At 67.6% G+C, this 24,220-nt stretch carries 23 protein-coding genes; 9 read left to right on the top strand and 14 right to left on the bottom strand.

The features are described 5' to 3' along the window. Positions 1–56 precede the first annotated feature (56 nt). From betA to ABE424_RS07585, 7 genes are all read right to left on the bottom strand, one after another. Positions 57–1,727 carry a choline dehydrogenase gene (betA, locus tag ABE424_RS07615; RefSeq protein ID WP_346492885.1) on the bottom strand — a complete coding sequence of 557 codons (1,671 nt, stop codon included), beginning with the start codon at positions 1,725–1,727 and terminating at the stop codon, positions 57–59. A gap of 26 nt (positions 1,728–1,753) precedes the next feature. Continuing rightward, complete coding sequence (gene betB, locus ABE424_RS07610) at positions 1,754–3,226, bottom strand: betaine-aldehyde dehydrogenase (RefSeq protein WP_346492886.1); 1,473 nt, start codon at positions 3,224–3,226, stop codon at positions 1,754–1,756. Between the two features lie 34 nt (positions 3,227–3,260). Continuing rightward, complete coding sequence (gene betT, locus ABE424_RS07605) at positions 3,261–5,240, bottom strand: choline BCCT transporter BetT (RefSeq protein WP_179460069.1); 1,980 nt, start codon at positions 5,238–5,240, stop codon at positions 3,261–3,263. A gap of 121 nt (positions 5,241–5,361) precedes the next feature. Continuing rightward, on the bottom strand, positions 5,362–6,099 hold the full coding sequence (locus ABE424_RS07600) for an endonuclease/exonuclease/phosphatase family protein (RefSeq protein ID WP_346478937.1): 738 nt from the start codon (positions 6,097–6,099) through the stop codon (positions 5,362–5,364). A gap of 50 nt (positions 6,100–6,149) precedes the next feature. Further along, positions 6,150–6,977, bottom strand: a complete 828-nt coding sequence (locus ABE424_RS07595) for a thiol:disulfide interchange protein DsbA/DsbL (protein ID WP_346490495.1) — start codon at positions 6,975–6,977, stop codon at positions 6,150–6,152. A 122-nt stretch (positions 6,978–7,099) separates the two neighbouring features. Next, positions 7,100–7,744, bottom strand: coding sequence for a thiol:disulfide interchange protein DsbA/DsbL (locus ABE424_RS07590; protein WP_346492887.1), 645 nt, complete (start codon positions 7,742–7,744; stop codon positions 7,100–7,102). A 129-nt stretch (positions 7,745–7,873) separates the two neighbouring features. Continuing rightward, positions 7,874–8,671, bottom strand: a complete 798-nt coding sequence (locus tag ABE424_RS07585) for a c-type cytochrome (protein WP_346492888.1) — start codon at positions 8,669–8,671, stop codon at positions 7,874–7,876. A 156-nt stretch (positions 8,672–8,827) separates the two neighbouring features. Here ABE424_RS07585 and yihA point away from each other — a divergent pair, with 156 nt between their 5' ends. After that, a complete protein-coding gene (gene yihA / locus ABE424_RS07580; protein WP_176988212.1) occupies positions 8,828–9,451 on the top strand; it encodes a ribosome biogenesis GTP-binding protein YihA/YsxC in 624 nt (207 codons plus the stop codon). A 153-nt stretch (positions 9,452–9,604) separates the two neighbouring features. Here yihA and ABE424_RS07575 read toward each other — a convergent pair whose 3' ends face one another. The 3 genes from ABE424_RS07575 to ABE424_RS07565 all read right to left on the bottom strand — a co-directional run bounded on the left by ABE424_RS07575 (position 9,605) and on the right by ABE424_RS07565 (position 12,214). Beyond that, positions 9,605–10,582, bottom strand: a complete 978-nt coding sequence (locus ABE424_RS07575) for an MBL fold metallo-hydrolase (RefSeq protein WP_346492889.1) — start codon at positions 10,580–10,582, stop codon at positions 9,605–9,607. A 96-nt stretch (positions 10,583–10,678) separates the two neighbouring features. After that, complete coding sequence (locus tag ABE424_RS07570; protein ID WP_346492890.1) at positions 10,679–11,512, bottom strand: helix-turn-helix domain-containing protein; 834 nt, start codon at positions 11,510–11,512, stop codon at positions 10,679–10,681. 3 nt (positions 11,513–11,515) lie between these two features. Further along, on the bottom strand, positions 11,516–12,214 hold the full coding sequence (locus ABE424_RS07565) for a VIT family protein (protein ID WP_346492891.1): 699 nt from the start codon (positions 12,212–12,214) through the stop codon (positions 11,516–11,518). A gap of 164 nt (positions 12,215–12,378) precedes the next feature. On the opposite strand from ABE424_RS07565, the gene ABE424_RS07560 reads away from it, so the two are divergent. After that, the gene (locus ABE424_RS07560; protein ID WP_176988216.1) at positions 12,379–13,743 is read left to right on the top strand and encodes a glutamate--cysteine ligase; all 1,365 of its coding nucleotides are present in this window, start codon (positions 12,379–12,381) and stop codon (positions 13,741–13,743) included. Positions 13,744–14,158: 415 nt separating this feature from the next. Here ABE424_RS07560 and ABE424_RS07555 read toward each other — a convergent pair whose 3' ends face one another. Beyond that, positions 14,159–15,217 (bottom strand): NAD(P)-dependent alcohol dehydrogenase, encoded by a 1,059-nt coding sequence (locus ABE424_RS07555; RefSeq protein ID WP_346489664.1) that lies wholly within the window; start codon positions 15,215–15,217, stop codon positions 14,159–14,161. 106 nt (positions 15,218–15,323) lie between these two features. Between ABE424_RS07555 and ABE424_RS07550 the strand changes: the two genes are divergently transcribed. The 5 genes from ABE424_RS07550 (at position 15,324) to fghA (ending at position 19,232) form a co-directional block, all read left to right on the top strand. After that, positions 15,324–16,208, top strand: coding sequence for a LysR family transcriptional regulator (locus tag ABE424_RS07550; protein ID WP_121039764.1), 885 nt, complete (start codon positions 15,324–15,326; stop codon positions 16,206–16,208). Between the two features lie 123 nt (positions 16,209–16,331). Further along, positions 16,332–16,718, top strand: coding sequence for a hypothetical protein (locus tag ABE424_RS07545; protein WP_346492779.1), 387 nt, complete (start codon positions 16,332–16,334; stop codon positions 16,716–16,718). A gap of 194 nt (positions 16,719–16,912) precedes the next feature. After that, on the top strand, positions 16,913–17,188 hold the full coding sequence (locus tag ABE424_RS07540; protein ID WP_179460080.1) for a metal/formaldehyde-sensitive transcriptional repressor: 276 nt from the start codon (positions 16,913–16,915) through the stop codon (positions 17,186–17,188). 55 nt (positions 17,189–17,243) lie between these two features. Further along, positions 17,244–18,353, top strand: a complete 1,110-nt coding sequence (locus ABE424_RS07535; RefSeq protein ID WP_346492780.1) for an S-(hydroxymethyl)glutathione dehydrogenase/class III alcohol dehydrogenase — start codon at positions 17,244–17,246, stop codon at positions 18,351–18,353. Positions 18,354–18,401: 48 nt separating this feature from the next. After that, positions 18,402–19,232 carry an S-formylglutathione hydrolase gene (fghA, locus tag ABE424_RS07530; RefSeq protein ID WP_346492781.1) on the top strand — a complete coding sequence of 277 codons (831 nt, stop codon included), beginning with the start codon at positions 18,402–18,404 and terminating at the stop codon, positions 19,230–19,232. A gap of 42 nt (positions 19,233–19,274) precedes the next feature. On the opposite strand, the gene ABE424_RS07525 is transcribed toward fghA, so the two are convergent. From ABE424_RS07525 to ABE424_RS07515, 3 genes are all read right to left on the bottom strand, one after another. After that, a complete protein-coding gene (locus tag ABE424_RS07525; protein ID WP_346478862.1) occupies positions 19,275–19,913 on the bottom strand; it encodes a hydrolase in 639 nt (212 codons plus the stop codon). An 86-nt stretch (positions 19,914–19,999) separates the two neighbouring features. Continuing rightward, complete coding sequence (locus ABE424_RS07520) at positions 20,000–20,680, bottom strand: isochorismatase family protein (protein ID WP_346478863.1); 681 nt, start codon at positions 20,678–20,680, stop codon at positions 20,000–20,002. Positions 20,681–20,744: 64 nt separating this feature from the next. After that, entirely contained in the window at positions 20,745–21,614 is an 870-nt protein-coding gene (locus tag ABE424_RS07515) for a pirin family protein (protein WP_346492782.1), read from the bottom strand. A 119-nt stretch (positions 21,615–21,733) separates the two neighbouring features. Between ABE424_RS07515 and ABE424_RS07510 the strand changes: the two genes are divergently transcribed. Next, entirely contained in the window at positions 21,734–22,639 is a 906-nt protein-coding gene (locus ABE424_RS07510) for a LysR family transcriptional regulator (protein WP_346492783.1), read from the top strand. Between the two features lie 114 nt (positions 22,640–22,753). Next, positions 22,754–24,175 carry a diguanylate cyclase gene (locus ABE424_RS07505; protein ID WP_346492784.1) on the top strand — a complete coding sequence of 474 codons (1,422 nt, stop codon included), beginning with the start codon at positions 22,754–22,756 and terminating at the stop codon, positions 24,173–24,175. Positions 24,176–24,220 lie beyond the last annotated feature (45 nt).

Below are 24,220 nucleotides of genomic sequence, written 5' to 3'. Positions count from 1 at the left end.
TGCCGTAGCCAGCGCGCCGACCAACGGTCGGCGCCTACCGGTGGATCGCTGCGGTCTCAGCGCCGTGCCGGGGTGTCCCCGGCCACGTAGTACGCCGCGGTGCTGCGCGGCAGCGGGGCACGCCCGCGGATCCGGTCGGCGATCTTCTCGGCGATCATGATCGTGGTGGCGTTGAGGTTGCCGGTGATGATCCGCGGCATGATCGAGGCATCGACCACGCGCAGGCTTTCCATGCCATGCACGCGGCCCTGGCCGTCGACCACGCTCATCGCGTCGGTGCCCATCGCGCATGAGCACGACGGGTGATACGCCGTCTCGGCATGCGCGCGCACGAACGCATCCAGTTCCGCATCGGTCTGGCACTCGGCACTCGGGCTGATTTCGCGCCCGCGGTACTCGTCCAGCGCGGGCTGGGCGATGATCTCGCGGGTGATGCGGATCGCATCGCGGAATTCCTGCCAGTCCTGGTCGGTGGACTGGTAATTGAACAGGATGGAAGGGTGCTCGCGCGGGTCCAGCGACTTCGCGTGCACGCGGCCGCGGCTGGGCGTGCGCATCGAGCCGACGTGTGCCTGGAAACCGTGTTCCTTGACCGCGTTGGTGCCGTTGTAATTGATCGCCACCGGCAGGAAGTGATACTGGATGTTCGGCCAGTCGAAGTCCTCGCGGGTACGGATGAAACCACCGGCTTCGAACTGGTTGCTGGCACCGATGCCGGTCCCGTTGAACAGCCACTCCGCGCCGATCGCCGGCTGGTTCCACCACTGCAGTGCGGGATACAGCGAGACCGGCTTCTTGCAGGCGTACTGCATGTACACCTCCAGGTGGTCCTGCAGGTTCTCGCCGACGCCGGGCAGGTCGTGCACCAGCGGGACGCCGAGTGCGGCCAGCAGCGCCGGCGCGCCCACGCCGGAGCGCTGCAGGATCTGCGGCGAGGCGATCGCACCGGCGCACAGCAGCACTTCGCGGCGCGCGGTGGCATCGATCGGCTCGGCGCTGTTGCCGGCCAGGTAGCGCACGCCCACGGCGCGCTTGCCGGCGAACAGGATGCGGTCGGTGGTGGCATGCACCACGATCTCCAGCCCCTCGCGGTCCTTGGCCATGTCCAGGTAACCGCGCGCGGTGCTGGAGCGTCGCCCGCGCGGGGTCACGGTACGGTCCATCGGGCCGAAGCCTTCCTGCTGGTAGCCGTTGAGGTCGTCGGTGCGCGGGTAGCCCGCCTGCACGCCGGCCTCGACCATCGCGTGGAACAGCACGTTGTTGCCGTTCTTCGGGGTGGCCACGCTGACCGGACCGTCGCCGCCGTGGTAATCGTTGGCACCGATGTCGCGGGTTTCCGCCTTGCGGAAGTAGGGCAGCACGTCGTGGTAGCTCCAGTCTTCCAGGCCGTCGAAGCTGGCCCATTGGTCGAAGTCCATCGCGTTGCCGCGGATGTAGCACATGCCGTTGATCAGCGAGGAGCCCCCCAGGCCCTTGCCGCGGCCGCACTCCATGCGCCGGTTGTCCATGTACGGTTCCGGTTCGGTTTCATACGCCCAGTTGTAGCGGCGGCCCTGCAGCGGATAGGCCAGCGCGGCCGGCATCTGGGTGCGGAAGTCCAGCCGGTAGTCCGGGCCGCCGGCTTCCAGCAGCAGTACGCTGACGCCGGCGTCTTCAGTGAGTCGCGCGGCCAGCGTGTTGCCGGCCGAACCGGCGCCGATGATGATGTAGTCGTATTCGCGCTTCATCGCGGTGTCTCCTGGGTAAGGCCGGTTCAGAACACCGACGCGTAGCGGTCCAGCTCGATCTGGATGGATTTGGTGCGGGTGTAGGCGCGCAGCGTGGCCAGCCCGTTCTCGCGGCCGACACCGGACTGCTTGTAGCCACCCACCGGCATCTGCGCAGGCGACTCGCCCCAGCTGTTGACCCAGCAGATGCCGGCCTCGAGCTGGTGGATCACCCGATGTGCGCGCGCCAGGTCGGGCGTCACCACACCGGCGGCCAGGCCGTAATCGGTATCGTTGGCGCGGCGCACTGCCTCGTCCTCGTCGTCGTAGGCCAGCAGGCTCATCACTGGCCCGAAGATTTCCTCGCGCACGATGCGCATGTCGTCACGGCAATCGCTGAAGATGGTCGGCGCCACGTAGCAGCCCTTGCCCAGCGCGCCTTCGGTCAGCCGTTCGCCGCCGCAGACCAGGCGCGCGCCGTCGGCCTTGCCGCTGGCGATGTGCTCGAGCACGCGCTGCATGTGCGCGGCGCTGACCAGCGGGCCGAAGTTGGTGTCCTTGGCCAGCGGATCGCCGATGCGGATGCGCTTGACCCGCTCCAGCAGTTTGGCTTCGAACGCGGCCAGCCTGCCGCGCGGCACGAACACGCGGGTGCCGTTGGTGCAGACCTGGCCGGAGCTGTAGAAGTTGGCCATCATGGCCACGTCGGCGGCCAGGTCCAGATCGGCGTCGTCGCAGATGATCAGCGGCGACTTGCCACCCAGCTCCATGGTGACGTCCTTGAGCGTGGAGCTGGACGCACTGGCCATCACCTTGCGGCCGGTGGCGGTGCCGCCGGTGAAGGAGATCTTCTCGATCAGCGGGTGCTCGGTCAGCGCCGAGCCGACGCCGGCGCCATCGCCGGGCAGCACGTTGAACACGCCATCGGGCAGGCCGGCCTCGGTGAAGATTTCCGCCAGCTTCAGCGCGGTCAGCGGGGTGACCTCGCTGGGCTTGAAGATCATCGCGTTGCCGGCGGCCAGCGCCGGGGCGGCCTTCCACAGCGCGATCTGGATCGGGTAGTTCCAGGCGCCGATCGCACCGACCACGCCCAGCGGTTCCTGCCGGGTGTAGAAGAAGCTGCTCTCGCGCAGCGGCACCTGGCTGCCTTCCAGCCCGTGCATGACCCCAGCGTAGTACTCCAGCACGTCCGCGCCGGTGACCACGTCCACGCTCAGCGTTTCACTCAACGCCTTGCCGGTGTTGCGCGATTCCAGCTCGGCCAGTGCGTCGTTGCGCTCGCGCAGCAGTTCGACCGCGCGCAGCAGGATGCGCGAGCGCTCCACGGTGGTCAGCGCGGCCCACACTTTCTGGCCGGCCTGGGCGCTCTCCACCGCAGCGTCGAGATCGTCGCTGTTGGCGCTGTGGACGTTGGCGAGCAGCTCGCCGTTGGCGGGGTTGATGACCTCGAAGGTCTTTCCGCCCTGGGAAGGAACGTAGCGGCCGCCGATGTACAGCAGCTGGTCGGGGAGGGTAGGCATGTCGATGACTCCTTTGCAGCGGGAGATCAGTGCGTCAACGCGTGAGATGCAGGAACTGCAGGTGACGCTCGTACTGATCGATGATGTCGTTGATGATCTGCTGGCGGCTGTAGCCGAACAGCTCGTAGTCCTGTCCACCCTCATAGAGGTGCACTTCGGCGCGGTAGTAACGCTGGTTGCGGAAGCGCTGCGCGGCGAACGAAGGCGTGAGGTAGCCGCGCATGATCACCTGGTAGGTGAAGACCTGTTGTTCGCCATGGTCCACCAGCAGCTCCATGTGACCCGGCTCGAACTTGGTCTGCACGTCCAGGCCCTGTTCGAGCAGCTGCGCGGCGACGGCTTCGATCGCCGGCTTCACATCGGTGTCCATGAACCGGTACACCTCGTCGCGTACCGGGAAATGCACCGCCTGGGTGATGCGCTGGCGCCAGCCGCGCTGATGCCGCGATTGCCCGATCAACGGGATCGGCGAGTACTGCGAGGCCTTCTTGCGCTGCGACTCTTCGCCCAGCGCACGGGTCAGCCCCCACAGCATCAGCAGCAGCACCACCGAGAACGGCAGCGAGGCCAGCACCACCGCGGATTTGAGCGCGTCCATGCTGCCGGCCAGCAGCAGCCCGGCGGTGACCAGGCCGGTCATCACGCCCCAGAACACGCGCAGCCAGCGCGGGCCGTCGTCTTCCGGATTGCCGCCCTGCGAGGACAGCGTGGACAGCACCACCGTGCCCGAGTCGGCCGAGGTGACGAAGAAGATGAAGCTGACGATCACCGTGACCGCGATCACGGTGCGGCTCCAGGGGTAGCTTTCCAGCAGCGCGTACAGCACGGTCGGTGGGTTCTCCACCGCCATCTGCGCCAGATGCACCTGGTCGTGATGCAGGATCTGGTCCAGCGCGCTGTTGCCGAAGATCGACAGCCACGCCAGGGTGAAACCCAGCGGAATCAGCAGCACGCCGAGCACGAACTCGCGGATGGTGCGGCCGCGCGAGATGCGCGCGATGAACAGGCCCACGAACGGCGCCCAGCCGATCCACCAGGCCCAGTAGAACACCGTCCAGTTGCCCAGCCAGTCCGGGCGCCCGCCATAGGCGTACACATCGAAACTCTTGCCGACCACGTTGCCCAGGTAGTCGCCCATGTTCTGCATGAAGGCGTTGAGCAGGTACTGGGTGGGCCCGGCGAACAGCATGAACAGCAGCAGCGAGATCGCCAGCAGCATGTTGATGTTGGACATCCAGCGCACGCCCTTCTCGACCCCGGAGACGGCCACGGTGATCGCCGCACCCATCATCAGCACGATCAGCCCGACCTGCACCCAGGCCGCGTGCGGCACCGGGAACAGGGTGTTCAGGCCGGCGTTGAGATGCAGCACGCCAAAGCCCATGTCCGCGCCGAGGCCGAACACGGTGGCCACGATGCCCAGCGCATCCACGGTGTAGCCGATCGGCCCGTTGATGCGTTTGCCGATCAGCGGATACAGCGCCGAGCGCAGCGCGAGGGGCAGGTTGTGGCGGTACGCGAAGTAGGCCAGCGCCATCGCCGCCAGCGCGAACACGCCCCAGCCATGCAGGCCCCAGTGCAGGAACAGCAGCTGCATCGCCTGGCGCGCGCTGGCCTCGCCGCTGCCGGTGCCGCCCTGCGGCGGCAGCAGGTAGTGGGTCAGCGGCTCGGAGACGCAGAAGAAGAACAGGGTGATGCTGATGCCTGCGGCGAACAGCATGCCGGCCCAGGACAGATAGCTGAATTCCGGTTCGTCATGGTCCGCGCCCAGCTTGACGTTGCCATAGCCGGACAGCGCCACGCCGACCACGAAGACCAGGTACACGGTCATCGCCAGCAGGTAATACCAGCCGACATTGCGCGACGCCCAAGTCTGGGCATCGAGCAGCATCACGCCGGCATCGATCGGAAACACGGTGACCAGAATGGCGAATGCCGCCACGATCGTGGCGGCAAGCAGGAACACGGGTCGAAGCGTGCGCACCTCGGACAGAGGCGGCTCCACGGTACTCATGGGGTGGGGGATACTCCCGGTGCCGGAGCGGCAGACGGCGGGATTTATCGCACAGGCGCTGTGGACAGCCTGTTTACGCCGCTGCGAGGCCCGCCGCGCAAGGGCGGCGGGTGCACAGGGGTCAGCGCAGCGCGCTGCTCGGCACGTCGATCGACATCGCCAGGGCGAGGTGATCGGAGAACGCGGCCGGCACCGCCTCGGCACTGCGTTGCTGCAGGCCGTTGCTCAGCAGGATGTGGTCGATCGCCCGGTCCGGGCGCCAGCTGGGGAAGGTCGGCACCACGCAGCCCGGCGGCTGCAGTGTCGTCTTCTGGTACAGCACCTGCATTTCCGGACGTTCGGCCAGGCAGTTGAAATCGCCCATCAGCACCGCGTTGGGATGCTCGGAGAGCAGATCGGCGATGAAGGCCAACTGCGACATGCGCGAATTGGTCCCCAGCGACAGATGCGCCACCGCGACGGCCAGGCCCTGGCTGCCTTCACCGAACTTGGCCAGCAGCACGCCGCGCCCGCCGATCCGGCCGGGCAGGGCGTGGTCCTGGACCTCGACCGGCTCGAGCTTGCTGAGCAGGCCGTTGGCGCTGGACGCGACCCCGCCCATGCGGCGGTTGGGCTGGTGGCTCCAGTAATTGAAGCCGGCGCGCTCGGCCAGATAGTGGGTCTGGTTGGTGAAGCCCGAGCGCAGGCTGCCGGGGTCGGCCTCCTGCAGGCCGACGATGTCGTGCTCACGGGCCATCTGCGCGATGGCATCCAGGCTGGTTCGCTTGCGCCCGGCCGGCAGTGCATGCGACCAGCTGCGGGTCACGTAGTCACTGTAGCGGCGGGTGCTCGAACCGGCCTGGATGTTGGCCGTCAGCAGGCGCAGGGTCCGCGTGTGGGGGGAATTCACGACGGTTCGCTGGTGCTGGATCAGTTGGCCTTGCCGGCGCGTTCGCGCGCGATCAGGTGATCGGCGATGCGCAGCATGTCCGGGAAGCCCTTGCCCTTGACCAGGTACTTGCCGTTGACGATCACCGACGGGGTGCCGGAGATCTTGCTGCGCTGGGCGAACTGCTTGGCCGAGTTGGTCTTTGCATTGACGGCGAAGCTGCCCATCATCGCGGCGAACTGCTTCGGGTCGGCGCCGTGCTTGCCGTAGAAGTTGGCGATGTCCTCGACCGAATCACGGCCGCGCTCGCCCTTCAGGCTCTGCTCGGCGTGGATCGCGGCGTACATGGCTTCGTGGGTCTTTTCCTGCAGGCCCATCGCCTGCGCGGCGTAGAACGCACGGCCGTAGTCATCCCAGGTGCCGCCGAACATCGCCGGCACGTAGACGAAATTGACATCGCTCGGCAGGCCGGCCTTCCACGGCCCGATCAGCGGCTGGAACGCCGCGCAGGCCGGGCACACGTAACCGAAGATTTCGGCGACTTCGATCTTGCCGGTGGCCGGCTGGAACGGCTGGCCGTTTTCGATCACCACATAGTCGGTGCCGGCAACCGGCTCCGGGCCGGTCGGGCGCGAGGAGGCCGGGGCGGGCGCCGGGGTGGTGGCTTCGGCAGCGGCGGTCTCGGCGGCGGCGGTTTCACCGCTGGCGGCCGGGGCCTGCTCGGTCGGGGTGGCCGTTTCGGTGGCCGGGGTGCTGCTCGGCGCGGCCGGTTCGGCCGGGGCGGTGGTGTTGGCGGTACCGTCCTGGGCCTTGCAGGCGGCCAGGATCGGCAGCAGGGCCATGAGCGTAATGGCGAAACGGGTCTTCATCGAAGCATCTCCAGCGGATGAGCATGTTGGGGCCGATGCTGGGAGCATCGGCCAGGGAAGCATGATGACACGCGGAAACGAGCGTCCCGCGTGCACGGTGCGTGATGGTTCAGCGAGCGCTGTCAGAGCGCCTTGCCGCTGCGCACACGGGCGATCAGGGCATCTGCGTTGCGCAGCATGGCCTCGAACGAGTCGCCCTTGACCAGGTACACGCCATTGATGATCAGCGTCGGCGTGCCGGGCACCTTGGTGCGCAGGGCGAAGGCACGGGCAGCCTTCACCCTGGCGTCCACCGCATCGCTCTTGAGCGCGGCGATGTACTGCGGCGGGGCCACGCCGAAGCCCTGGTAGAACGCAGCCAGTTCATCCGGCGAGACGTTCTGCATCGGCAGCGAGCCCTTCTCATGCAGGGCATCGAACATGGCGCGGTGGCTGCGCTTGGCGACGCCCAGCTGATCGGCGGCGTAGTAGGCGCGGGCGAACGAATCCCATACGCCCCCGAAAGCGGCCGGCACCGGGGTGAAGCGGACATCCTTGGGCAGCTTGGCAGCCCAGGCTTCCAGCTGCGGCTCGAAGTGCGCGCAATGCGGGCAGGTGTAGCCGAACATCTCCACGACTTCGACCTTGCCGGCCAGCGGCGCGAACGGGCCGGCATCGGCGATGCGTTCGTAATCCTTGCCTTCCACCAGTGGGGTCGGGGTGGCGGCGAGGGTGCTCAACGGGCTCAGGGCCAGCAGCAACAACATCAGGCGGGGCATCAACGTCATCTACATCCATCTCCATACAGAAAAAACGACGCCGGCCCAGTCGCCGGCGTGGCAGTGAACATACCCCGCCAGCCACGGCGGTCGCATCTGTCATCCGACCAAGGGGATGCGCTGCGGTGCGGGCGGTGGTTATGGTGCCTGCGTGCCCCCGGCAACGGTGGCCGCAGCGGCGACATCATCGGCCCGGTTGTGCAGGCCCTGCAGGTAGCTGGCCAGGGCCTGGATCTCCTGCTCGGTCAGCGACTTGGCGATCGTGGCCATGATCTGGAAGTGCGCCTTGTCGGTTTCCTGGGTGGTCCCGGCCTGGTACTCCTGCAGCCGACGGGCAACGTAGGCCGAGTGCTGGCCGCTGATGTGCGGGTAGGCGGGGCCCGGATTGCCGGCGCCGGTCGGGCCGTGACAGGCCATGCAGGCCGGGATGCCGCGCTCGGCATCGCCGCCGCGGTACAGCTGCTGGCCGATCTCGAAGAACTTCTTGCCCGCGTACGGGCCGTCGGTCACGGCGCCATCGTCGGCGATGCCGGCGGTGGCCTTCTGCGTGGCGAAGTAGGCACCGATGTCGCGCATGTCCTGCGGGGTGAGGTCCTGCACGAACGGCACCATCGCCGCCGAGGCCCCGGAGGTGCGCTGGCCATTGGCGATCAGGGCCATCTGCTGGGCGCTGTAGCGCTCGCTCTGGCCGGCGATGCTCGGGTACATCTCCACGGTGGAGTTGCCATCGGCCGAATGGCAGGCCGCGCAGGCTGCGGCCTTGGTCTGCCCGGCCTTGGGGTCGCCCCAGGTGGTTTTGCTGAAATCGACCTCCAGCGAGGCGGTCTTGATCGGCCCGTTGTCCGGCAACGGGGTGATCGAGGTCTGGGCAACGGCAACGGCGGCGAGCAGCGAGACAGCAAGTGCGGAAACGGCAAGAACGCGAGCATGGCGCATGCGGAAGCTCCGTGTGGACCGGCCTGGCGGTTGCGGGACCGCAACCACGGGGGATCGCCCGATTATCAACGCCGTTTCACGCCACGGTCAACGCAGGGTGCAGCAAAACCGAGCGCGGGCAGCGCGGATCGGGCCCGGACATGCGATCCTATACCCATGTCATTGCTCCTCGAACGCGCCCAATACCTGCTTTCGGCCCACAACACCCGGCAATTGCCGGACGACGTGGGCGCGGAAGTCGCCTTTGCCGGTCGCTCAAACGCCGGCAAATCCAGTGCCCTCAACGCCCTGACCCGCCAGAACAGCCTGGCCCGGGTCTCCAAGACCCCCGGCCGCACCCAGCAGCTGGTGTTCTTCGAGGTCACCCCGGGGGCCAAGCTGGTCGATCTGCCCGGGTACGGCTACGCCAAGGTCCCGCTGGACCTGCAGGCGCACTGGCAGGCCTTCATCGACCAGTACTTCCGTACCCGCGAGGCCCTGCGTGGCCTGGTGGTGGTGATGGACATCCGTCACCCGCTGAAGGACTACGACCGCCAGATGCTCGCCTATGCGGTGCAGCGCGGCCTGCCGGCGCACGCGCTGCTGACCAAGGCCGACAAGCTCGGCCGTGGCCAGCAGGGCATCGCCCTGCAGAAGGTGCGCAAGGAGCTGCAGTCGTCCTTCGGCGATACCGTCAGCGTGCAGACCTTCTCCGGCCCCGCCCGCCAGGGCGTGGATGAAGCCCGTGGGATCATCGGCGGCTGGCTGGGCCTGAACAAGCCGGCGCCGGAAGCCACCTGACCCCCGGCGTTGCTGCGGTCCAATGGGCCGCACGGCGCCGGTAGTGCCGGCCGCTGGCCGGCTGCTCTTTCCATCAGATGTATCGGGTGCCGGCCAGCGGCCGGCACTACCGGAATGCGCCTGCCGCCCGTTGTAGGGCGCGGTCGTGTTCCCTCATTCCGCCGGCAACGGCGCGAATTCGCCCGGCACCCAGGCAAACGCCTCACCTTCGCGACGCACATGCCCCAGCCCGGGGAACGGCAGGTGCGCGCCCGCCACCCACCAGCCCTGATCCGCTGCCTGCGCCATCATCCGGCGCCGGCTGGCGATCGCGGCCGCGCGGTCGCTGTCCGCTTCAAACGACGCCTGCGGCTGCGCGAATTGCACCGCGTGGAAATGCACGAGGTCGCCCCAGACCAGCAGTTGCTGGCCGGCGCCGCCATCGATGCGATAGGACACATGGCCGACCGTATGCCCATGGCTGTCCAATGCGGTGATGCCGGCCGGCAAGTGGTCGCCAGGCGCAAAGCGCTTCAATTTCCCGCTCGCCGCATACGGCGCCACTGCCTTGCGCGCCAACGCGAAGGCAAAGCGCACGCCCTGCGGCGCGGTCGCTTCGCTGGCCGGGTCGAGCCAATACGCGGCATCGGCGGCCGAGAGCCACACCGTGGCATTGGGGTAGGCGAGCCTGTCCTGCGCATCGAGCAGGCCACACAGGTGGTCGGGATGGGCGTGGGTCAGGACGACATCATCCACCTCGGCCGGGTCGTAGCCGGCCTTGCGCAGGTTGCCCAGCACCTGGCCCAGCCCGGGCCCGAAGCATTGCGCGGTGCCGGTATCGACAAGGGTCAGGTGATCGCCCTGCTGCACCAGGTACGCGTTGACGGCGGTCTGCAGGCCCTTGCCATCTTCGGGCACATAGCGGTGATCGAGCAGCCGGGTGACCGCGCCGGGCGCGATCCCGACCAGCGCCTGTCGGCCCAGTGCGACGGTGCCATCGAACAACGCCGTGACCTGCAGTGTGCCGATCTGCTGGTGATACACGCCAGGCACCTGCTCGCGCGGGGCGTGCGTGGTGGTGGCCAGTGCGGGGCCGGCGACAGCGGCCAGCAGCAGGGCCGTGGCGAGCATACGAACGCGGGGGAAGGACATGACGGATTCCGTACAGGGCGGCGGCGCCGCGGTGTCCCCATGCTGCGCGTCCTGCGGACTGCGTTCCGCTCAGAATGCCGCGCGATCCGCTCGTGCTCAGCTGTTGCCGATCGCCGCCGGTTCCAACCCGTAGCGCTCGACGAAGCGCTTGCTGAAGCTGCCCAGCGAGCGGTAGCCGACGCGCGCGGCCACCGTCTTCAACGGCAGGCGGGTGGTGTAGAGCAGGCCCATGGCATGCGCCAGCCGTGCATCGGTGATCAGTTCGCGCACGCTGGACTGCTCGCTGGCCAACCGCCGGCGCAGCGTCGCACCGCTGAGGCCGAGCTGCGCTTCGAAATCGCGCGACTGCCAGTCGCGCTCGGGCTGGGCGGCGATCAGATCGCGGATGCGCTCACCCAGGCTGGGCTCGGGGGGAACCAGCAGGCTGCCGTGCCCGCGCCGGCAGAACGCCACCGCAAGTGACGCGAGGGCCAGCCGTGCTTCGGTGTACCGGCCGTGTTCCAGTGCCTGCCGCCACTGCAGCAGGGTCGCGCCATGTTCGGCGAGCGGCAGCCGGGCCAGTGCGTCGCCGGCCTCGGGCAGCGGCTCGTTCCACAGCGCCCGCGCGGCCGTGAGCGCTTCGGCGCACATCGGCACGATCGCACTGAGGTAGAGGCCGCTGTGCGGATCGGGAATGTTGACCACATCGATGCGGCAGCGGCGGGTGATCAGGAACAGATCGCCCGGCGCGAATTCCAGGGACTGCTGCGCGGTGCGCACCTGTTTGCGCCCCTGCAGCAGGATCGCGAACTGCGGCTGTGGAATCTCCACCGACGAGGCGCCATGCTCGCGGCGCGCGGTGATGCAGGCGTAGCCGTCCGCACGCTGGCAGTCCGCCAGGCTGGCCAGGGTCGCCAGCAGGGAGGTGGTGGTATCGATCGGGACGGACATCGCTCAGCCCGCCACGTTGAACAGTTGGCCGACCAAGGCGGCCGCCGCCATCGCGATCGCGCCCCAGAAGGTCACGCGCAGCGCGCCCCGCAGGCGCGAGGCGCCGCCGGCATGCGCGGCCAGGGTGCCGGTCAGGCACAGTCCCAGCAGCGTGACGACGGTGGTCGCCTGGCCGACGATGGCATGCGGGGCGAGCAGGGCGGTCAGCACCGGCAACGCCGCACCACTGACGAACGCGCCCGCCGAAGCCAGCGCCGCCTGCATCGGGCGCGCGCGCAGCTCCTCGGTGATGCCCAGCTCATCGCGGGCGTGGGCGCCGAGCGCGTCGTGCGCGGTGAGCTGGGTGGCGACTTCATGCGCCAGCGCGGGACTCAGTCCGCGGTGGCGGTAGATCGCCGCCAGCTCCTCCAGCTCGCTGTGCGGGTCTTCGTGCAGTTCGCGCTTTTCCACCGCCAGGTCGGCCAGCTCGGTATCGGCCTGGGACTGCACCGAGACATACTCACCGGCCGCCATTGACATCGCGCCGGCCACGGTCCCGGCGATGCCGGTGGCCAGAATCGTCGAGGCCGAGGTGCCGCTGGCGGCGATGCCGACCACCAGGCCGGCCACCGAGACGATGCCGTCATTGGCGCCGAGCACGGCGGCACGCAGCCAGCCGACACGGTCGGAGCGGTGGACTTCCGGGTGTCGGGATCTGCTCATGGGGCTCAGTTTAGGGCCAGGGCAGCGTCAAGCCCATGCCAGTAGGATGCTGAAAACCGTCACGGTGACACGACGGCAGGGGACGCCACGATATAGTGCGCCCTTGCGATGCGGGGGCGCGAACCCCACATCCCCGCCCTGACCAGAATTCTGCGAGCCTCCCCTTGTCGAGCCCCAGCCACGTCGCCGAGACGCCGATCACCGACCGTAATGAACTGGTCGCCACGTTGGCCTCCGGCGAAAAGCCCAAGGCGCAGTGGCGCATCGGCACCGAGCACGAGAAGTTCGGCTTCCGCCTGGATGACCTGCGGCCGCCCACCTTCGACGGCGACCGCGGCATCGAAGCGCTGCTCAACGGCCTGACCCGCTTCGGCTGGGATCCGGTGCAGGAAGACGGACGCACCATCGCGCTGCTGCGCGACAACGCCTCGGTGACCCTGGAACCGGCCGGCCAGCTGGAGTTGTCCGGCGCGGCGGTGGAAACCATCCACCAGACCTGCGTGGAAACCGGCACCCACCTCAACGAGGTGGCGCAGGTCGCCGGCGAACTGCAGCTCGGCTTCCTCGGCATGGGCTTCCAGCCGAAGTGGACGCGCGATGAGATGCCGTGGATGCCCAAGGGCCGCTACAAGATCATGCGCGAGTACATGCCCAAGGTCGGCACGCTCGGCCTGGACATGATGACCCGCACCTGCACGGTGCAGGTCAACCTGGACTACGCCACCGAAGCGGACATGGTGAAGAAGTTCCGCGTGTCGCTGGCGCTGCAGCCGATCGCCACCGCGCTGTTCGCCGATTCGCCGTTCACCGAGGGCAAGCCCAACGGCTACCAGAGCTACCGCTCGCACATCTGGACCGACACCGACAACGACCGCACCGGCATGCTCGACTTCGTCTTCGAAGACGGCTTCGGTTACGAGCGGTACGTCGATTACCTGCTCGACGTGCCGATGTACTTCTCCTACCGCGACGGCAAGTACCACGATGCCAGCGGCCAGAGCTTCCGCGATTTCATGGTCGGCAAGCTGCCGGTGCTGCCGGGCCAGCTGCCCACGCTGCGCGACTGGTCCGATCACATGACCACTGCCTTCCCGGAAGTGCGCTTGAAGAAGTACCTGGAAATGCGCGGCGCCGATGCGGGCCCGTGGAGCCGTCTGTGCGCGCTGCCGGCATTCTGGGTGGGCCTGCTGTATGACGATGCCGCGCTCGACGCCGCGTGGGACCTGGTCCGCGATTTCAGCCTGGTCGAGCGCAACGTCCTGCGTGATGGCGTGCCGCGCCATGGGCTGAAGCTGCCGTTCCGCAATGGCACGGTGCTCGATCTGTCGCGCGAGGCACTCAAGATCGCCGTGGCCGGCCTCAAGCGCCGCGCCGCGCGCAACGCCGATGGCCAGGATGAAAGCAAGTTCCTGGAGGTGCTGCAGGAGATCGTCGATTCCGGGCTGACCCCGGCCGATCGCAAGCTGGCGCTGTTCCATGGCGAATGGAACGGCAACATCGATCCGGTGTTCAAGGAATTCGCGTACTGAGTGGGCGAAAGCGGTAGTCGGTGGGTCGGGCACTGGGCGCCCATGCCCTTTCCGGCGAATGTCCTCCGGCGTCGGCCTGCGGCCGCCCCCTCCTCCTGTATTTCGCCTCCAAGGGCATGGGCGCCCAGCGCCCGGCCCACCGACAGCGCCAGAAAAAACTGGCTTCCCCTCCTTACCGCAAGCCGAGCCCCGTAGCAGCCGGTAGGCTCCTGGGCAAAATAAAGGAGGAGGCCGCCCGCGGCCGGGGGACATTTGCGCCAGGGGGCTACCGGCTGCTACGGGACCCTCACGGTCGCGACAGACCCGGGCGAATACACAGCAGGATCCATGCGGCGCCTGGACTGCTCGACCACACGCGTACAGCTGAAAAAAAACCCCGGCATTACCGGGGTTTTTTCATGCCTGTGCGGAAGGATCAGGCCGCTTTTTCCAGCGTGCCCATGTCGATCACGAAGCGGTAGCGCACGTCATTCTTCGCCATGCGCTCCCAGGCCTCGTTGACGGTCTTGATGTCGATCACTTCCACATCGCTGACGATGTTGTGCTCGGCACAGAAGTCCATCATTTCCTGCGTCTCGGCCATGCCGCCGATCGCCGAGCCGGTGATGTGCTTGCGGCCGAAGATCACGCTCACGCCGGTCGGCGGCGGGTCCAGCTCGGTCAGCACGCCGACCAGACACATCGTCGCATCGCGCTTGAGCAGCGCCATGTACGGGTTGGTGTCGTGCCCGACCGGGATCGTGTTGAGCAGGAAATCGAAGCTGCCGGCATGCGCCTTCATCTGCGCCGGATCGCGCGAGACCAGCACCTCATCGGCGCCCAGACGCTTGGCATCGGCACCCTTTTCCGGGGTGGTGGTGATCATCACCACGGTGGCGCCCATCGCCTTGGCGAACTTCACGCCCATGTGGCCCAGGCCACCCAGACCGATCACGCCGACCTTCTGGCCAGGGCCCACCTTCCAGTGGCGCAGCGGCGAATAGGTGGTGATGCCGGCGCACAGCAGGGGCGCGGCGGCCTTCAGGTCCAGCGTCTCGGACACCTTCACCACGAAACGCTGTTCGACCACGATGTGGTCGGAGTAGCCACCGAAGGTCGGCTGGCCGCTGTCACGCTCGGTGCTGTTGTAGGTGTAGGTGGCACCCTTCTCGCAGTACTGCTCCAGGTCTTCATCGCAGGCCGCGCAGTGGCGGCACGAATCGACCATGCAGCCGACGCCGGCGAAGTCGCCGACCTTGAAGCGGGTCACATTGGCACCGACCTCGGTCACGCGGCCGATGATCTCGTGGCCGGGCACCATCGGGAACATGGCGCCGCCCCAGTCGTCGCGGGCCTGGTGCAGATCGGAGTGGCAGATGCCGCTGAAGAGAATCTCGATGCGGACGTCATCGGGACCGGCCGGGCGACGTTCGAAGGAGAACGGCACCAGCGGCGCGGTCTGGTCGTGCACCGCATAGCCATGGGCGAGGGACATGGGGAATCCTTGGCAGGTTTGTAGAAAGGCGCTTTACAATACGCCCCGATCCCGTGCACAGACAGTCAGGATATCGGCATGATTCATCAAGTGAAACGGGATAATCATGGCCACTGACAACCTGACCCATCTGGCCGCCTTCGCCGCCGTGGCGCGCCACCGCAGCTTCCGCAAGGCCGGCGCCGAGCTGGCGCTGTCCACCTCGGCGGTCAGCTACGCGATCCGCGCGCTGGAAGAGCGCCTGGGCGTGGGCCTGTTCCATCGCACCACCCGCAGCGTCGCCCTCACCGAAGCCGGCCAGCGCCTGCTCGAGCGCCTGCAGCCTGCGCTGGGGCAGGTGCATGACGCGCTGGAGGAGATGAACCATTTCCGTGCCGCACCGGCCGGTCTGCTGCGCATCAATGCCACCCGCGCTGCGGTCCAGACCCAGCTCGGCCCGCGCCTGGCGAAGTTCCTGCTGGCCCATCCGGATGTGCGTCTGGAGCTGGCCCAGGATGACGGTCTGGTCGATATCGTCGCCGGCGGTTACGACGCCGGTGTGCGCCTGCACGAATCGGTCCCCGAAGACATGGTCGCCGTGCCGCTGGGCCCTGCGCTGCGCGGCTTGATCGTCGGTGCGCCGGCTTATCTTGAAGGACGCGAGATACCCCGGCATCCGCGCGATCTGATCCGCCACGAGTGCGTGCGGTTCCGCTTCGCCAGCGGCCATCTGTACAAGTGGCAGTTCGAACGCGATGGCCAGGCGCTGGAAATCGATGTGCCGGGGCGACTCACCCTCGGCGATCAGAACACCATCCTGCAGGCGGTGGTGGACGGACTTGGCCTCGCCTATGTGCTTGAGGATTCCGCGCGTCCGTATCTGGATGATGGTCGGCTGGTTGCGGTACTGGAGGACTGGAGTGAGCCGTTTGCCGGTTTCGCGGTGTATTACCCGCGGCAGCGGCAGATGTCGTCCGCGCTGCGGGCGTTCATTGATCTGCTGCGGGGGTAACACCGGCGGGAGAGGCCTGCACTGGTCGCACGCGTCCCCGTTGGGTAGGCTGGTTTCGCGAGCGGAGGCCTCGTGGGCGCCCCGCAGCGATCACATCGCGGTATGACCAGAAGGAGATGGCACATGGAAGGGATGCACAATCGGAAGCTGTTCGACCTGCTTGTTTCCTGGCTGCTGGCGTATTTCGTCATCATCGGCGCACTGGTTCTGGTCTGCGTCGCGGTCACTATCGCCATGATGATCGGCGCCCGTTGGACGGTCACCGTAGCGGCCGCTCTGTTGGCGGCGGCGCCCGCCGTTGCCTTGCCGTTCTCCGCGCGTGCCGCCAAGTGGTTGCTGCTGCTGGCCTACAGCGGCCTGGCCGCCGCCTTTGTGTGGCTGGCGTTCTGGCCGCAGCCCGGCGCAGCGTCGGTGCCGCTGGTCAAGGGCGTGGTCGTGGCGTTCGCCGCCCTGCTGGGGGTCCGGTTGTGCCTGGCCTGGCGAAACGACCGCAAGGCCCGGCAGCACTGAGGAAGGCGGCGTTCTGACGCATTCCGCTGCGCTGCACGCGATGCCATGAACCCTTCGTTGAACCACCGCAATCACGGGTAGATCCACGCCATGCGTGGATGCTTCCGTGCCCGGGGGGGGGGCAGCCTGTCAATGATCCCGATTCCGCCGGTCCTGTATACTCACCCCCAGTATAGTTAACCGGCCTCGCTCCCATGCCCCATTCGCCGCAGGAAAAAAAGCGCGTGCTCGCCCGGGTCCGTCGGATCCGCGGCCAGTGCGATGCGCTCGACCGCGCGCTGGACGCCGGCGCCGAGTGCGGGCCGGTGCTGCAGCAGATCGCCGCGATCCGCGGTGCCGTCAACGGGCTGATGTCCGAAGTGATGGAAGCCCATCTGCGCGAAGAGTTCGGGCAGCCCGCTCAATCCGATGCGCAGCGCGACGAGCGCGTGCGCGAGATGAGCATGCTGATCCGGTCCTATCTGAAATGAGTATGCGGGCGACCGCGTACTGCCCATCCTTGTTCCCTGCCTTGGAGTGCTCCCCATGAAATCCCGTGCCGCCGTTGCCTTCGCCGCTGGCGAACCGCTCAAGATCGTCGAGATCGATGTCGCTCCGCCGCAGAAAGGCGAAGTGCTGGTAAAAATCACCCACACCGGTGTCTGCCACACCGACGCGTTCACGCTGTCCGGCGATGATCCGGAAGGCCTGTTCCCGGCCGTGCTCGGCCACGAAGGCGCCGGCATCGTGGTCGAGGTCGGCGAGGGCGTCACCAGCGTCAAGCCGGGCGATCATGTGATCCCGCTGTACACCGCCGAGTGTGGCGAGTGCCTGTTCTGCACCTCGGGCAAGACCAACCTGTGCGTGGCCGTGCGCGCTACCCAGGGCAAGGGCGTGATGCCCGATGGCACCACCCGCTTCAGCTACAACGGCGAGCCGATCTACCACTACATGGGCTGCTCGACCTTCAGCGAGTACACCGTGGTGGCCGAAGTCTCGCTGGCCAAGATCAACCCCGACGCCAACCCGGAGCACGTGTGCCTGCTCGGCTGCGGCGTGACCACCGGCATCGGCGCAGTGCACAACACCGCCAAGGTGCAGGAAGGCGATTCGGTGGCGGTGTTCGGCCTGGGTGGCATCGGCCTGGCGGTGATCCAGGGCGCGCGCCAGGCCAAGGCCGGCCGCATCTTCGCGATCGATACCAACCCGAACAAGTTCGAACTCGCCAGGCAGTTCGGCGCGACCGACTGCATCAACCCGAAGGACCATGACAAGCCGATCCAGCAGGTCATCGTCGAGATGACCACGTGGGGCGTGGACCATACCTTCGAGTGCATCGGCAACGTCAACGTGATGCGTGCGGCGCTGGAATGCGCGCACCGTGGCTGGGGCCAATCGGTGGTGATCGGCGTGGCCGGCTCGGGCCAGGAAATCTCGACCCGTCCGTTCCAGCTGGTCACCGGCCGCTCGTGGAAGGGCACCGCCTTCGGTGGCGTCAAGGGCCGCAGCCAGCTGCCGGGCATGGTCGAAGATGCCATGAAGGGCGACATCGAACTGGCCCCGTTCGTGACCCACACGATGGGCCTGGACGAAATCAACGACGCGTTCGACCTGATGCATGAAGGCAAGTCGATCCGCTCGGTCGTGCATTTCTGAATCACTGAGGGCGGCGCGTGATCCGCGCCGCCCCTACGGAGAATCACCATGGAACGCATCGAACACCGCGCCGCGTCCGGCGGTTGGCAGGACGTGTACCGCCACACTTCGCAGGTGCTGGGCTGCGACATGAACGTCGCCGTGTATCTGCCGCCGCAGGCCGCAACGCAGAAGCTGCCGGTGCTGTACTGGCTCAGCGGACTGACCTGCAACGAACAGAACTTCATCACCAAGGCGGGTGCGCAGCGCTACGCCGCCGAGCATGGCGTGATCCTGGTCGCGCCGGATACCAGCCCGCGCGGCGATGACGTCGCCGATGCCGAGGGCTATGACCTGGGCAAGGGCGCCGGCTTCTATCTCAACGCCACCGAGCAGCCGTGGGCCGCGCACTACCGCATGTACGACTATGTGGCGGAGGAACTGCCGGCATGGATCGAGGCGCATTTCCCGACGACGGGCGCGCGCAGCATCAGTGGTCACTCGATGGGCGGCCATGGGGCACTGGTGATCGCGTTGAAGAATCCCGGTCGCTACAGGAGCGTCTCGGCGTTCTCGCCGATCGTCGCGCCGACCCGTGTGCCGTGGGGCCAGAAGGCCTTTGCCGCGTACCTCGGCGAGGACCGCGCCCGCTGGGCAGCGTGGGATGCCAGCGAGCTGGTCGCCACGGCCACCGAGCGCCTGCCGTTGCTGGTCGACCAGGGCGGTGGCGATGAGTTCCTGGACAGCCAGCTGCAGCCGCAGTGGCTGCAGGCCGCCTGCACCGCGTCCGGTCACCCGCTGACGCTGCGCCTGCAGCCCGGTTACGACCACAGCTATTACTTCATCAGCAGCTTCATCGGCGAGCACATCGCGCATCACGCCAAGGCGTTGCACGATTGATGCCCGCCCAACGGCCACGCGGGAGCGTGGCCGTTGCGTCGCTCATTCGCGATCGTAGGAGAACTGGATACCGGCAGTGCCGCCCGTCTGGATGAAAAGATCCATGAACGCCGGCACCGTGTCCTGGCGCTGCCAATCGCGCTGCAGCTCACAGAACAGCTGCGGGACGCTGATCATCCTGCCGCCGGCCTGTTCTATGCGGCGCAGGCCCGCGTCATGCGCGGCCAGGGACGTGCCGCCAACGGCATCGACCACGACGTACACCTCGTAGCCCTCCTTCAGGGCATCCAGGGCGGGGAAGGTCAGACAGGCTTCGGTCCACAGGGCGGTCATGATCAGCTTGCGGCGCCCGGTGGCCTGCACCGCTTCGCGGAATGCGGTGTCTTCCCATGAATTGATCGTGGTGCGGTCGTAGGTGGGATGGTCGGCCAGCACCTTGCGCAGCTGCGGAATCGGCGGTTTGTTGAGGCCGCTGCGCACATTGACCGTGGAATGCACGATCGGCAGCCCGTAGGCGACGGCGGCCTTGGCGGTGCCGACGATGTTGTTGACCAGCAACTGCCGGTCCATCGAGGCGATCGAGTTCACCTGCACCGGCTGGTAGTCGATGATGATGAAGGCGGCGTTCTGCGGGGTCAGCAGGTGATCGGTGACAGGATCACGGATGGGTTCGCTTGCCATGGGAAATACTCCTGGGCATGGGGAGGCCGCCGGGCGGCCGGGTCATGGCGATGGCAACGACCACCGCCACGGAGGTCAGGGGTGCGTCAATCTCGCTGGGAATCCAGCACTTCGCCGTGCTGCTCCACGTCGCGCGCCTTGGCATAGCTCTCGCTGAGCAGCTGGTAGGCGGGGAAGATGTGGCCGTAGATCTCCGCCCACTGCGCGGCATCTTCGCGATGCCAGGTGCGCTGCAGCTCGGAGGCGACCGCGGCGGTGTCCATCGGCACCACGCCGGCCTGCGCGACGCGGGCCAGGGTGATCTCCTGCGCCATCTTGGAGTACGTGCCCGAGGCGTCGACCACCGCGAATACCTGGTACCCGTCGGCCACTGCCGCGATCGCCGGGAAGGCCATGCAGACACTGGTGATGGTGCCGGCGATGATCAGCTGGCGGCGCCCGGTGGCCTTCACCGCGGCGACGAAATCCGGGTTGTGCCACGCGTTGATCTCGCCGCGCCGTGCCACGTACTGCGCGTGTGGGGCGTTGGCATGGATCTCCGGAATCAGCGGGCCGTTGGGGCCCTGCGGAACCGAGGCGGTGGTGATCACCGGCAACCCGGCCAGGCTGGCCATCTTCGCCAGGGCCGCGGCATGCGCACGCACCGTGGTGAAGGGAAGGTCGCCGATGGTCTGGAACAGGCCGCTCTGGTGGTCGATCAGGAGCATGGCGGCCTGGTCGGGGTCGATGACCGGTGCGGCGCCGTTGAAGTTGGCTGGAGTCGTCATTGCGGGGGATCCTTGGTACGTGCAGGGAAAGGACGTGCCGGTGGGAAGCACCGGCACGGGGACATCACGCCTGGGCGATCTGGCCGAAGCGGCCACTCTTGAAATCGGCGAAGGCCTGGCTGATTTCGTCCTGGCTGTTCATCACGAAGGGTCCGTGGCCCACGATGGGCTCATCGATCGGTTCGCCGCTGAGCACCAGCACCGTGGCATCGTTGTTGGCCTCGATCTGAAGCGCGCCGCCATCGCGATCGAGCATCACCAGCTGTGCCTCGTGCACGGCCTGGCTGCCATTGACCTGCACGCTGCCGCGCAGCACGACCAGGACGACGTGGCGTCCCTCCGGTACCGGCAGCCGGGCGCTGTGCCCCTGGAGCAGGCGCAGGTCCCACACATCCATCGGTGTGAAGGTGCGCGCGGGGCCATGCTGGCCGTCGAACTCACCGGCGATCACGCGTACGCGTCCCGCCTGGTCCGGCAAGGCCACCGACGGAATCTGCGCGTCCAGCAGGGTCTGGTAGCCGGGCGCGGCCATCTTGTCCTTGGCCGGAAGATTCACCCAGAGCTGCACCATCTCCAGCGTGCCGCCGGTGCGGGTGAAGGCGTGGGAATGGAACTCTTCATGCAGGATGCCGGAGGCGGCGGTCATCCACTGCACGTCGCCGGGGCCGATGGTGCCGCCGGCGCCGGTGGAGTCGCGATGCTCGACCTCGCCCTCATAGACGATGGTGACGGTCTCGAAGCCACGGTGCGGATGCTGGCCAACGCCGCGGGGCTGCGCGGCCGGCGTGAACGCCATCGGACCGGCGTAGTCCAGCAGCAGGAACGGGCTGACCTGCTGGCCGTGGCTGGAATAGGAGAACAGGGTCCGGGCCGGGAAGCCGTCGCCCACCCAATGCGCCTTCGGGGCGCTGTAGATGCCGAGAATCTTCTTCATGTCGAACTCCTCCGGGGCACGCCCCTGTCTGATGGAGGAGATGATGGATTCAGGACGCTGGCGCCGGTAGTCGGCAGAATCTATCCTCATAGTCCTATTTTGTGAACGATGGAGGCGCCATGCAGGATCTCAATGACCTCTTCTATTTCGCCCAAGTGGTGGATCACGGGGGTTTCGCGCCGGCGGGACGGGCGCTGGGCATGCCCAAGTCCAAGCTCAGCCGCCGGGTGGCGTTGCTCGAAGAGCGGCTGGGGGTACGGTTGATCCAACGCTCGACGCGGCATTTCTCGGTCACCGAGGTCGGCCAGACCTTCCACGCGCACTGCAAGGCGATGCTGGTCGAAGCCGAGGCCGCGCAGGAAGCGATCGAACTCACCCGCAGCGAGCCGCGCGGCATCGTCCGCGTGGCATGCCCGGTCGCGCTGCTGGACACGCGCGTCGGCGAGATGATTGCCGCCTTCCTGGCGCAGTGCCCGGGGGTGGAGATACAGCTGGACGCCACCAACCGCCGGGTCGATCTGATTGCCGAAGGCATCGATATCGCGATCCGGGTGCGGCCGCCGCCGCTGCAGGACACCGAGCTGGTGATGCGGGTGCTGGCCGAGCGCAGCCAGTGCCTGGTCGCCAGCCCGGCGTTGATTGAGCGGCTGGGCCTGCCACAGGTGCCGGCCGATCTCGCCGCGTTGCCAAGCATGGAGCTGGGCCTGCCGCAGAACGAGCACGTCTGGAATCTGTTCGGCCCCGACGGCACGCGCGCGGACATCCATCATCGGCCGCGCCTGGTCACCCGCGGCATGCTGACCCTGCGCGCAGCCGCGGTGGCGGGCGTGGGCGTGGTGCAGCTACCAAGGATGATGGTGTGCGACCAGATCGCCGCCGGCACGCTGGTGCATGTGCTGCCCGCGTGGGCGCCACGGCGGGAAATCATCCACGCGGTGTTCCCCTCGCGGCGCGGGCTGCTGCCCTCGGTGCGCGCGCTGATCGATTTCCTGGCGGAACGCTTCCAGCAGCTCGAGGAAGAGTAACCGGCGCGACCCGCCGCCTTGCCGCACCCGCCCCGTCAACGCGGGATGAATTGATCCCCAGGTGCCGGGCAACCTTGTATGTTGGTCGCAACGCCGCATCGGGATGGAAGCCGCATGGTGGTCTGGCTGTCGGTGCTGTACCTGCTGTGCCACGGCATCGCGCTGGTGCTGCTGCCCGCGCATGCGCTGCCGGTGTCCTATGCGTTCCTGATCGGGGCACCCGTGCTGGCCGCGCTGGCCTGTGTGTGGCGGGGCCGCCGCAGCGCGTCGATCGTCGGCTGGTACGCGATGGCGCTGGGCATGGGGCTCTGGGCCGCGGGCATGGCGTTGAACATGTACCAGGAGGTCGGCCGCGGCAACGCCGATGCGACGCCGGGGCTGAGTATGCTGCTGTACGTGCTGTATGGCGTGCCGCTCACCTTCGCGATGGCCCATCCGCGGCACGAGCCGTGGTATCTCAGCCTGATCGATGCGCTGCTCGCACTGCTGCTCGGCTATCTGTTCTTCGTCTACACGTTCTCCTTCGCCACGCTCAACGATGCGGGCGAGGAGGGCATCGAGCACCTGCGGCTGATGTTCGACGTGGAGAACCTCTTCATCGCCGGCTTCGCGCTGCTGCGCTGGCAGGCCAGCGAGGACGCGTCGCGGCGCGTGTTCTTCCGCACGCTGTGCGTGTTCGCCTGGGTGTACCTGGGCGTGGCCGCGTACATCAACCATGTCGACACGGCGGGCAGCTACGGCGGGCGGGTCGATCTGCTGATCGATGTGCCGTTCCTGTTGCTGGCGGTGATGGCGTTGCGACCTTCGCGACGCGGCGACGTACGCGTACCGCGCACGCTGGTGATGGCCGTGCGTGCCGGCAGCCCGCTGATCCTGGCGGTGTCGCTGATGGTGGTGTCGGCCCTGATGGTCCGCGACCATCCGTACCTGGCCGTGGCGGGGTTCGTGCTGGCCACGCTGGGCTCGGGCCTGCGCAGCGTGCTGATGCAGATGCATTCGTTCGCGCGCCAGGACCAGCTCGACGCGCTGTCGCGGATCGACAGCCTGACCGGGCTGGCCAACCGCCGGCAGTTTGACCAGAGCCTGCGTGATGCGTGGGAGCGGGCGCGACGCAGCGGGCAGGGCATCGCATTGCTGATGGTGGATATCGACTGCTTCAAGGACTTCAATGACCGCTACGGTCACCCGGCCGGCGACCAGTGCCTGCGCCTGGTCGCCGCGACGCTGGCCGGCTGCGCGGTGCGCAGCACCGATCTGGTCGCCCGGTATGGCGGTGAGGAGTTCGCGGTGGTGGTGGCGTCGTCGCCACTGGACGGCGCGCCGGCCCTGGCCGAGCGCATGCGCCATGCGGTGGAACAGCTGCAGTTGCCGTCCGCCGAGTCGGGACGACCGGTGACGATCAGCATCGGCGTCGGGACCGTGAGCCTGGTGCTGGACGCCGACCCTGAGGCGTTGCTTGCAGCGGCAGATGCGGCGTTGTACGCCGCCAAGCGGGGTGGGCGCAATCGGGTGGAAGCGAGCGGCGAACCGGGCTGAGTGACACTCGCGCCCGTCGCTGGCGGCAGCCACTGTGGCCGCCGC

This window comes from Stenotrophomonas sp. TWI1149 (assembly GCF_039673155.1).
Taxonomy (GTDB): domain Bacteria; phylum Pseudomonadota; class Gammaproteobacteria; order Xanthomonadales; family Xanthomonadaceae; genus Stenotrophomonas; species Stenotrophomonas maltophilia_AA.
Note: the sequence above shows the minus strand (reverse complement) of the source record. Positions and strands in the feature narration are given on the sequence as shown.

Excerpts from the sequence above, each read along its gene's own strand:
- betA (WP_346492885.1), bottom strand. The coding sequence starts at position 1,727 with ATGAAGCGCGAATACGACTACATCATCATCGGCGCCGGTTCGGCCGGC.
- betB (WP_346492886.1), bottom strand. The coding sequence starts at position 3,226 with ATGCCTACCCTCCCCGACCAGCTGCTGTACATCGGCGGCCGCTACGTT.
- betT (WP_179460069.1), bottom strand. The coding sequence starts at position 5,240 with ATGAGTACCGTGGAGCCGCCTCTGTCCGAGGTGCGCACGCTTCGACCC.
- ABE424_RS07595 (WP_346490495.1), bottom strand. The coding sequence starts at position 6,977 with ATGAAGACCCGTTTCGCCATTACGCTCATGGCCCTGCTGCCGATCCTG.
- ABE424_RS07590 (WP_346492887.1), bottom strand. The coding sequence starts at position 7,744 with ATGACGTTGATGCCCCGCCTGATGTTGTTGCTGCTGGCCCTGAGCCCG.
- ABE424_RS07585 (WP_346492888.1), bottom strand. The coding sequence starts at position 8,671 with ATGCGCCATGCTCGCGTTCTTGCCGTTTCCGCACTTGCTGTCTCGCTG.
- yihA (WP_176988212.1), top strand. The coding sequence starts at position 8,828 with ATGTCATTGCTCCTCGAACGCGCCCAATACCTGCTTTCGGCCCACAAC.
- ABE424_RS07575 (WP_346492889.1), bottom strand. The coding sequence starts at position 10,582 with ATGTCCTTCCCCCGCGTTCGTATGCTCGCCACGGCCCTGCTGCTGGCC.
- ABE424_RS07570 (WP_346492890.1), bottom strand. The coding sequence starts at position 11,512 with ATGTCCGTCCCGATCGATACCACCACCTCCCTGCTGGCGACCCTGGCC.
- ABE424_RS07565 (WP_346492891.1), bottom strand. The coding sequence starts at position 12,214 with ATGAGCAGATCCCGACACCCGGAAGTCCACCGCTCCGACCGTGTCGGC.
- ABE424_RS07555 (WP_346489664.1), bottom strand. The coding sequence starts at position 15,217 with ATGTCCCTCGCCCATGGCTATGCGGTGCACGACCAGACCGCGCCGCTG.
- ABE424_RS07550 (WP_121039764.1), top strand. The coding sequence starts at position 15,324 with ATGGCCACTGACAACCTGACCCATCTGGCCGCCTTCGCCGCCGTGGCG.
- ABE424_RS07545 (WP_346492779.1), top strand. The coding sequence starts at position 16,332 with ATGGAAGGGATGCACAATCGGAAGCTGTTCGACCTGCTTGTTTCCTGG.
- ABE424_RS07540 (WP_179460080.1), top strand. The coding sequence starts at position 16,913 with ATGCCCCATTCGCCGCAGGAAAAAAAGCGCGTGCTCGCCCGGGTCCGT.
- ABE424_RS07535 (WP_346492780.1), top strand. The coding sequence starts at position 17,244 with ATGAAATCCCGTGCCGCCGTTGCCTTCGCCGCTGGCGAACCGCTCAAG.
- fghA (WP_346492781.1), top strand. The coding sequence starts at position 18,402 with ATGGAACGCATCGAACACCGCGCCGCGTCCGGCGGTTGGCAGGACGTG.
- ABE424_RS07525 (WP_346478862.1), bottom strand. The coding sequence starts at position 19,913 with ATGGCAAGCGAACCCATCCGTGATCCTGTCACCGATCACCTGCTGACC.
- ABE424_RS07520 (WP_346478863.1), bottom strand. The coding sequence starts at position 20,680 with ATGACGACTCCAGCCAACTTCAACGGCGCCGCACCGGTCATCGACCCC.
- ABE424_RS07515 (WP_346492782.1), bottom strand. The coding sequence starts at position 21,614 with ATGAAGAAGATTCTCGGCATCTACAGCGCCCCGAAGGCGCATTGGGTG.
- ABE424_RS07510 (WP_346492783.1), top strand. The coding sequence starts at position 21,734 with ATGCAGGATCTCAATGACCTCTTCTATTTCGCCCAAGTGGTGGATCAC.
- ABE424_RS07505 (WP_346492784.1), top strand. The coding sequence starts at position 22,754 with ATGGTGGTCTGGCTGTCGGTGCTGTACCTGCTGTGCCACGGCATCGCG.